General features: G+C 35.3%; 11 protein-coding genes and 1 pseudogene. All 12 read left to right on the forward strand.

Annotated features, from left to right (window positions below):
- A pseudogene (locus tag ACO6FI_RS09845) lies at positions 1 to 236 on the forward strand (precorrin-2 C(20)-methyltransferase); the annotation flags it as partial.
- Positions 233 to 964, forward strand: a complete 732-nt coding sequence (gene cobJ / locus ACO6FI_RS09850) for a precorrin-3B C(17)-methyltransferase (protein ID WP_485457182.1) — start codon at positions 233 to 235, stop codon at positions 962 to 964. The pseudogene ACO6FI_RS09845 and the gene cobJ, both read left to right, overlap by 4 nt.
- The gene (cobK, locus tag ACO6FI_RS09855) at positions 957 to 1,706 is read left to right on the forward strand and encodes a precorrin-6A reductase (protein WP_485457183.1); all 750 of its coding nucleotides are present in this window, start codon (positions 957 to 959) and stop codon (positions 1,704 to 1,706) included. The genes cobJ and cobK overlap by 8 nt, the downstream gene beginning before the upstream one ends.
- A 10-nt stretch (positions 1,707 to 1,716) precedes the next feature.
- Positions 1,717 to 2,925 (forward strand): precorrin-6y C5,15-methyltransferase (decarboxylating) subunit CbiE, encoded by a 1,209-nt coding sequence (gene cbiE / locus ACO6FI_RS09860; RefSeq protein ID WP_485457184.1) that lies wholly within the window; start codon positions 1,717 to 1,719, stop codon positions 2,923 to 2,925.
- A 21-nt stretch (positions 2,926 to 2,946) separates the two neighbouring features.
- Positions 2,947 to 4,062, forward strand: a complete 1,116-nt coding sequence (locus ACO6FI_RS09865; protein WP_485457185.1) for a tetratricopeptide repeat protein — start codon at positions 2,947 to 2,949, stop codon at positions 4,060 to 4,062.
- A gap of 569 nt (positions 4,063 to 4,631) precedes the next feature.
- Positions 4,632 to 5,444, forward strand: a complete 813-nt coding sequence (gene cbiQ / locus ACO6FI_RS09870) for a cobalt ECF transporter T component CbiQ (RefSeq protein ID WP_485457186.1) — start codon at positions 4,632 to 4,634, stop codon at positions 5,442 to 5,444.
- A gap of 24 nt (positions 5,445 to 5,468) precedes the next feature.
- A complete protein-coding gene (locus ACO6FI_RS09875) occupies positions 5,469 to 6,308 on the forward strand; it encodes an energy-coupling factor ABC transporter ATP-binding protein (RefSeq protein ID WP_485457187.1) in 840 nt (279 codons plus the stop codon).
- Positions 6,309 to 6,338: 30 nt separating this feature from the next.
- Positions 6,339 to 7,091, forward strand: a complete 753-nt coding sequence (locus ACO6FI_RS09880) for an energy-coupling factor ABC transporter permease (RefSeq protein WP_060931424.1) — start codon at positions 6,339 to 6,341, stop codon at positions 7,089 to 7,091.
- A complete protein-coding gene (locus ACO6FI_RS09885) occupies positions 7,091 to 7,405 on the forward strand; it encodes an energy-coupling factor ABC transporter substrate-binding protein (RefSeq protein ID WP_060931425.1) in 315 nt (104 codons plus the stop codon). The genes ACO6FI_RS09880 and ACO6FI_RS09885 overlap by 1 nt, the downstream gene beginning before the upstream one ends.
- A 126-nt stretch (positions 7,406 to 7,531) precedes the next feature.
- Positions 7,532 to 7,801: a type II toxin-antitoxin system RelB/DinJ family antitoxin gene (locus tag ACO6FI_RS09890; protein ID WP_485457188.1), complete on the forward strand. Its 270-nt coding sequence runs from the start codon at positions 7,532 to 7,534 to the stop codon at positions 7,799 to 7,801.
- Complete coding sequence (locus ACO6FI_RS09895) at positions 7,798 to 8,076, forward strand: type II toxin-antitoxin system YafQ family toxin (protein WP_485457189.1); 279 nt, start codon at positions 7,798 to 7,800, stop codon at positions 8,074 to 8,076. Before ACO6FI_RS09890 ends, ACO6FI_RS09895 begins: the two co-directional genes overlap by 4 nt.
- A gap of 106 nt (positions 8,077 to 8,182) precedes the next feature.
- Complete coding sequence (locus ACO6FI_RS09900) at positions 8,183 to 8,740, forward strand: peroxidase (RefSeq protein WP_485457190.1); 558 nt, start codon at positions 8,183 to 8,185, stop codon at positions 8,738 to 8,740.
- Positions 8,741 to 8,818: the final 78 nt, after the last annotated feature.

The raw sequence follows: 8,818 nt of genomic DNA on the forward strand, positions 1-8,818 counted from the left end.
TTCCTTCATCATATTCTTTTGAGGAAGCCTTCAGTCTGAAAGGTACTTTGGTACTGATGAAGTCGGGAAAGAGCTATGAAAGTCTGGTATCATATATACGAGAAAATAAGCCTCATTGTGATGTATATATGGTGGAAAACTGCGGTATGGAAAATGAAAGACTTTTTGTGGGGGCAAATAACCTTCCTGAAACAAGCGGATATTTTACAATAATTATAGTAAGAGGACTTAAATGAAAAAGATTTATATAGTGGGTATGGGACCCGGTAAGTATGAGCAAATGACAATTGAGGCTGTTAAGAAAATAGAAGAAAGCGATGTCGTCATAGGATATACGGTGTATACAGATCTTATAAAGGAGATTTGGCCTGATAAAAACTGTCTTTCAACTCCTATGACAAAGGAATATGACAGATGTGTGCTTGCTTTTGAAGAGGCAAATAAGGGGAAAACCGTAGCACTTGTCTGCTCCGGAGATGCAGGAGTCTACGGCTTATCGGGACTTATGCTTGGTATTTCGCCGCAGTACAAAGAAGTGGAGGTAAAGACTGTAGCCGGTGTAACTGCGGCACTTTCAGGTGCGGCGCTTATAGGAGCACCGCTGATACATGATTTTGCGGTAATCAGCCTTAGTGATCTTTTAACACCTTGGGAAAAGATAGAAAAGAGGCTTGAATGTGCCGCAACAGGAGATTTTTGTATCTGTCTTTATAATCCAGGCAGTAAAAAGCGTGCAGACTATCTTGAAAAAGCCTGTGAAATACTTTTAAAGCATAAGAGTGCTGATACTCCATGTGCAATAGCAAAGAATATAGGAAGAGACGGAGAGGATTATACCGTCTATACATTAGAGGAATTAAAAGATATTAAAGCCGGAATGTTTGAAACCGTATTCATAGGTAATTCAATGACAAAGGTAATTGATAACAAGCTTGTAACTCCAAGAGGCTATAACAATGAGTAAAATCCTGATATTCGGCGGTACTACAGAGGGCAGAGAACTTGCAACGGTATGTGATAAACTGAAACTGCCTACAATTCTTTGTGTAGCCACAGAGTACGGCAGAGAAGTTTTACCACAGTTTCATTATGTAAAGGTAAGTGAAAAAAGACTGAATACAGATGAAATAGTAAGCCTGATAGAAAAAAATCGGATTAACTGTGTTATAGATGCCACTCATCCCTACGCTTATGAGATTTCAAAAAATATACTTGCCTCTATAAAGTCTCTCTCAAAAGATGTAACATTTTTCAGAGTAAAAAGAGAGTCTATGGATGTTACTAAAGGACATAATCTTGAGTTTAATTCAAATAATGAGGCTATAGAATACCTTTTAAAAACAAATGGAAATATACTCCTTACAACCGGCAGCAAGGAAATCTCACAGTTTGCTAAACTTTGTGACCGTATATTTGCAAGAGTACTCCCAAGTGTGGATTCTATAAATGCCTGTATAAATGCAGGTGTGGCGTCTAAAAATATAATAGCTATGCAAGGTCCGTTTTCAAGAAACCTTAATGAAGCAATAATAAAGGAATTACACTGTAAGTATCTTGTTACAAAGGTTTCAGGCAAGAGCGGAGGTTTTGATGAAAAGATAGAAGCCTGTGAGAATACAGGTTGTATACCTGTAATTATATTGCCGCAATCAGAGGTTGTAGGAATAAGCCTTGAAGAATGTATACAAAATATAAAAAATCTTTAAAGGGGGAAGTATGAATATTAACTTGATAGGAATAGGACTTGGAAACCCGAATCTTTTGACAAAGGCCGCATATACCGCCATATCAAATTCAAGTATTATAATAGGTGCAAAGAGAATAGTAGATAGTATAAAGTCCGATTTTTCCGATAAGACTTGCTTTACAGAATACAATACCGAAAAAATATTTGACATAATAAACTCAAATACGGACAGTGAAATCGCTGTGGTGTTCAGCGGTGATATTTCACTCTTTAGCGGCAGTTCTAAACTGTTTGAAAGATTGAAAGCTTTTAAGAACTGTAAGATAAATACATTCCCCGGAATATCAAGCCTAAGTTATCTATGTGCAAAGACAAATACGGATGTGGCTAAGGTTAAAATACTGTCTTTTCACGGAAAAGATGAGCTTTTATACCACAATATAGACTCAAATGAATATACTTTTATAATTACATCAAAGGGTGAGGGTGCAAAGGAAATCTGTAGAAAACTTATAAGCTTCGGATTCTTTGATATTGATGTCACAATAGGTGAAAATCTCTCCTATGAGAATGAAAGAATCACTACCGCAAGCCCCCATGAATTTCTTGATATGGATATATCTGACTTAAACTGTATGATAATATATAACCCGGACAGTGAGAAGGCAATCAGTTTCGGACTTCCTGATGAAGCTTTTATAAGGGATAAAGTGCCGATAACAAAGTCTGAAGTAAGAGCGGTAATCTTAAGTAAACTTGATATAAACTCTGACAGTATTTGCTATGATATCGGTGCAGGCAGCGGCTCTGTAAGTATAGAGATGTCAAGACTTGCCTATGAGGGTAAAGTCTATGCGGTAGAGAAAAATCCGGTGGCAGTTGAGCTTATAAAAAAGAATATACATAATTTCAATGCTGAAAATATAGAGCTTATTTTTGCCAAAGCACCTGAGGGCTTGGAGCATATCCTTGAGGCGGATAAAATATTTATAGGCGGAAGCGGCGGTGAGCTGAATGCTGTAATGGATATGATATTTGCTTCAAAAAAGCATCCTACAATAGTCATCTCGGCTATTACATTAGAAACGGTTGCACAGATAAGTGATATTTTAAAAAAGTCCAAAGAGTACGGCTATGATACAGAGGTGTCTGCCGTCAATGTTTCAAAGTCAAAGGAAGTCGGTCCCTACAATATGATGACGGCACAAAATATGGTATTTATAGCAAAGCTTTGGTAGATAAAATAAGGGGGATTGGTGATGGAAGAAATAAAGTCATATTGGTACAAGCTACAAAAAGAGTATGAAAGTAAGTATAATGAAAAATTTACAAGGGATTTTGAAAAGTCAAAGGAATATCTTGAAAAAATGGAAGGCTATCTTCAAAAAAGACTTGATAAAAATCCCTTTGATATTGATGCTGTCTGTACACTTGCCTCTGTAATACTGATACTTAGATATGCCGAGAGTGATTGCGGTAAGCTGTTAAAAGATTTCTTAGATAACTTTTCCAATCGCTTGGATGACAAACAAAAGGCAAGACTGTATACAAATATTGCCTTTTATGAGGACAACACTCCACTTTGCCTGAAATATTTAGATATGGCATACAAGTTGAAATCACCTTGTATAGAGACATATAGGGGACTTGGAGAGTATAACTTCAGTCAATATCAGGACAATGATTCGTCAGACAGTCTTTATCTTGGCAAAAAATATTATAAAATTGCAATGGATATGACAGAAAGTTATGAAGATACTTTCAGTTATGCCGTATGTTTATATGAACTTAAAGAGTATAAACAGGCTAAGGATATATTCACAGATCTGTTAAGGCAATATCCAAACAGAATGAGACTGTTATTAAGTATAGCTTATTGTGAAATATTTCTTGGTAATAAGGAGAGTGCAAAAAGATATTTGGAGCAGGTAAAACCTGATGAAGACAGTAACTATTCTTTGAATACCGACAATATTTCAGAGTGTGATATCTTTGATGCCTACTATGTAATGGATGAATATGATATCTTTTTAAAATACCTTAACGATGAAGATGTATATACATATTACTCTATTGCGGACTGGGACTATTATTTTTATGCTCTTTGGATAAATGATGAAAAGGACTTCTTTAATAAACTTGTGGAAGAAAATCGCAAATATTTTAAGGATGCCGTCAAAGAAGCAAAAGAAGATGATGATTATGAAAGTGAACAGGACAGAGAAGAAACTGTTAAAGCGTGGGAGAGAGATGCCTGTTATTTTGAGGAAATGATATCCCGTATAAAATCAGGTATAAAAAAGCCTAAAATAAAGCTTTCACTGTATCCTGAGTATTCATGTTATTTGACAGACTGTGTGGAGCATAAGTTTTAGACTCTGAAATAAATATTATTAAAAAAATCATGGAATTATGAGTTATTATGATTCCGTGATTTTTTATTTTAAGTCAAGCAGATATACCCAAGGGGGTTTTGGTATAATTTTATAAATATTTGCTCTTTATATGTTATAAAAACATATAAAACGTTAAGTAAACCTAACTATATGAATATCTTTATGTCACTTTTATTATAAATATAGAAATTATACTTGATTTTAAGGATATATTGTGGTATTCTAAGCATCGTTGTACATGGATTTTATGTTTCGACATAGGAAGTTGGGTGAGAATCCCACACAGGAACGCTACTGTGATAATAATAGATCCCATATACCACTGCCAAAAGCGGGAAGGTCGGATCTTTCGATATCTTTATCGGAATTTAAGTCAGGATACATCTATGTACTTATATATATGGAATTTTTCGATCTCAAAAATATCCGGTTAGTTTTATAGGTAGGTTTAAGATACTGTTTTTACGGTGTCTTGATTTTGTATGTAAATAAACTGTATACAATGAGGTCCGAACCCATTGTGTACAGTTTTTTTTATAGGAGGTTTTATGGCACATCAGCATGGTGGATATTATTCCATAGACTTATATGCTTTCCATTCAAAGCTGAAAGGGATAAATCCCGAGTTTAAGTTAATATCCGCTTTAGTTGCACTTATTTTGACAATTACATTAAACAATATATACGTCAGTGCTTATGCTTTTATTACCATGTTTTTTGTAAGTGTTTTGCTTGGCGGTATGGATGCAAAAGAGTACCTTTCAATGTTTATAGCACCTTTCAGTTTTATAGTTTTAGCAAGTATCGGTATTGCGGTAGGATTTTCCTTCCACGAAAGCGGAGACTTTAACATTAAGCTTGTAAGTCTGTATATCTATACTTCAAAAGCTCAGATTATAATGACTCTCAAACTTGTGATAAAGGTATTTGCCTGTGTAAGTATTATGCAAAGCCTGATACTTTCCACGATGCCTTATGAGATAATAAATGCTCTCAGAAATATGCATTTACCTAAACTTTTGGTAGAGCTTATGAATCTTATATATAGATTTATATTCATACTTATAGAAAGCTATATGAATATGCAAAACTCGGCCGCTTCAAGGCTTGGCTATCGAAACTTCAAAACTTCTATGACAAGTTTCGGAAATATTGCAAGTAATATCCTTATAGTCTCACTGAAAAAAGCCAATTCATACTATACGGCTATGGAAGCAAGGTGCTTTGACGGAGATTTGAATTTTTTACAGGATGAAAAAAGACTTTACGGCAAAAATATATTGGCGGTGTTTTTATTTGTTTTATTTATGTTTTTTTTATGGATTGTCAGTTTAAAACTTAAGTTTCCATTTGCAGTATAGTTTTAACATAAGGAGATTGGTTATATGAACGATGTAATATTAAAAGCTGAGAATATTCATTATTCTTATGATAATGATAAAGAAGCTCTAAAGGGTGTTTCCCTTGATATACATGAAAAAGAACGTTTGGTTATTCTAGGTGCAAACGGCTCCGGAAAGTCGACATTTTTCTTGAATATCAACGGAGTGTTAAAGCCTGAAAGCGGAGCGGTTTATTATAAGGATAAGCTTATAGACAAATCGAGTATCAAAGAGCTTAGAAAAAATGTCGGTATAGTTTTTCAGGATGCCGACAATCAGATAATAGCCTCAAGCGTAAGGGCGGAGGTAAGCTTCGGTCCTATGAATCTTGGTCTAAGCAAAGAAGCAGTTAAAAAAAGAGTTGATGATGCGCTAAATTATATGAATATTCATCATTTGATAGACCGACCGCCTCATTATTTAAGCGGCGGTGAGAAAAAAAGAGTAAGTATTGCCGATATTATCGCCATGGACTCAAAGATAATTATTTTTGATGAGCCTACCGCGTCACTTGATCCGAAAAATGTCGCTATATTTGAAGAGGCTCTTGATAAGATGAGCGGTGACGGCAAAACTTTGGTTATATCCACACATGATATAGAGTTTGCTTATCGTTTCGCCGACAGAATTGTTGTATTCTGTGACGGAAATATAATAGCCGACGGTAAGCCAATAGATGTATTAAGTGATAATAAAGTTTTAAAACAGGCAAACCTTAAAAAGCCTATTCTTCTTGATGTTTTTGATACTCTTGTCGAAAACTCCATAGTTAAGGAAGACTGTGTTCCGGTAAGAAGCGTCGAGGAGTTTAGAGATTTGATTATTTCTCAGGCAAAAGCTTGAGTTAATATAAATTTTTTATAGGAGGATTATATGAAGAGAAAAGAAAAAATTTTCATGAGCTTGGCAATTTTATTTGCTTTCAGTTTTGCACTGCCTTTTAACGGCAACGCTATGCATATTATGGAGGGTTATTTACCTGTAGGATACTGTGTGGCTTGGGGTCTTATTTCATTACCTTTTTTGATAGCCGGATATCTGTCTATTAAAAAGACTGTAAGTAAGGACAGAAGAACAATTACACTTATAGCTATGTCAGGTGCATTTGTCTTTGTTCTTTCTTCACTTAAGATTCCTTCAGTTACAGGATCTTGTTCACATATGACAGGTACAGGACTTGCAGCCATTCTTTTCGGTCCGAGTGCGGTAAGTATCCTTGGTATTATAGTACTTATATTCCAGGCAATTCTTTTAGCACATGGCGGTCTGACAACACTTGGAGCAAATACTTTCTCTATGGCTATAGCAGGACCTTTTGTTTCATTTGCCGTTTATAAGATTTGCAAGAAGGCAAAAGTAAGTGACAATATTTCAATATTCCTTGCAGCATTCCTCGGTGATTTGCTTACTTATGTTGTTACTTCATTCCAGCTTGCACTTGCTTACCCTATGAAGGAGGGCGGTGTTATGGCTTCTGCAGGAAAGTTCTTACTTGTATTTGCTCCTACACAGGTGCCGCTTGCTATAATAGAGGGTCTTTTGACTGTAGTTATTATTATCGGTCTCAGAACATATGCACAGTCTGAGCTTAAGGAAATCGGATTTTTAGAGGGAGGTGCAAACTGATGTCAAAGAATAAAAAGATTGTAATAGTTTCACTTATAATAATAGTATTATTGGCACTCGTTCCCCTTTTAACTCTCAAGAATGCGGAGTTCGGAGGTTCAGATGATGCCGGAAGTCAGGTCGTTTCCGAAATTCAGGGTAAAGAATACGAGCCTTGGTTCACTCCTGTTATAGAGACACTGATCGGTAAGGAGCTTCCGGGTGAGGTGGAGAGCTTACTTTTCTGTGTACAGACAGGTATAGGCGTCGGCGTCTTCGCATTCTTTATGGGCAGATTTGTAGAAAGAAAAAAACAGGAAGATAAAAATAAATAACTTACAAAAGGATTTGAAGTTCTTTGGACTTGAAATCCTTTTTTGTATATAAACTATTTATTATTATCACACTGTATTGACATTGCACGAATTTTAAACTATATTTTAGATATTGGAGGTAGATATATGACTACAAATCTAAATATAAGAACAGATAAAAATATAAAGGATCAGGCTGAAGAAATTTTCAACCAACTTGGTTTTAATATGACAACAGCTATAAATATGTTTTTGAGAACCGCAGTCAGAGAAAACGGCATACCGTTTGAGCTTAAGCTTGACACACCTAACAAGGATACAAAGGCTGCTATTGAAGAAGGACGTAAGCTTTTTACCGACGATTCGGTCAAAGGGTATAACAGCATTAAAGAACTGAGAGATGCGTTGGATATATGAAGTACACTATAAAATTTACTACTCAGTTTAAGAGAGATTTGAAACTTGCAAAAAAGCAAAACAAGAATATCGATAAACTGTTTGAGATAATTGAGATTTTAGTAGACGGAAATCAATTGCCGGCCAAGTATAGAGATCACGAACTTACAGGTAATTATAAAGATACCAGAGAATGTCATATAGAACCGGATTGGTTGCTTATATATGAAATTCGTGAAGAGATACTTGTACTGATGTTAAATAGGGTGGGAAGTCATTCTGAATTGTTCCAATGACAGATATATAAGAGGAGGAGTATGGAAATGGAAAATAATTTATCTAATAAGAATGTAAATATATCAAAATTGTAATACTATTTAAAATATTTTTCAGGAGGGGACTGTGAATACATTTGAACAATTAAAAAAGATTATTGAAGACTCGAATTTAAGTGATAATGCCAAGGAGTTTTATTTATCGGGTATCACTAATCTGGACGCTAAAAAGCAAAAGGCGATACTTGACCTTGTTATAAAGATGGATAAGGCGGGATTTAGAAACAATATACCTGCCGCATACAGTGAGGTGACAGAGAATATACCGCAATTTGCCAGAATGTCCGTATTTAAGGAAATGCAAAAGATTGTAAGAGATATTGAAGGCAATCTGGAGCTGGCTGATGACTTCTATGAGGACGATAAAGAGCTTCTTGACAAATTCAATGCTTGCTTTACTGAAGAAGAGGCCGAGAGATTTTTACAAATCTATACAAAGGCTGTAATATCAAAGTTTTATTCCTTTCTTGACGAAGGAAACCCAAGAGCGGAGGAAGATGATTTAAACTGGGTATTGCTTGAAACCAAGGCTGACGGTAGTCATAATGACAGGGTTATTGAAGGCTTCCTTGAAGATGACTTTAATGAAGATGACTATGACTGGGAAGCTGAAGATGAATTTTAATAGAACATACTCGTATATGAGCTTGCAAATTAGTGCAGGCTCTTTATTTTATTGTGTTTTTATTATATAATTTTATAG

The sequence above is a fragment of the Lachnoanaerobaculum sp. genome, from assembly GCF_057250505.1.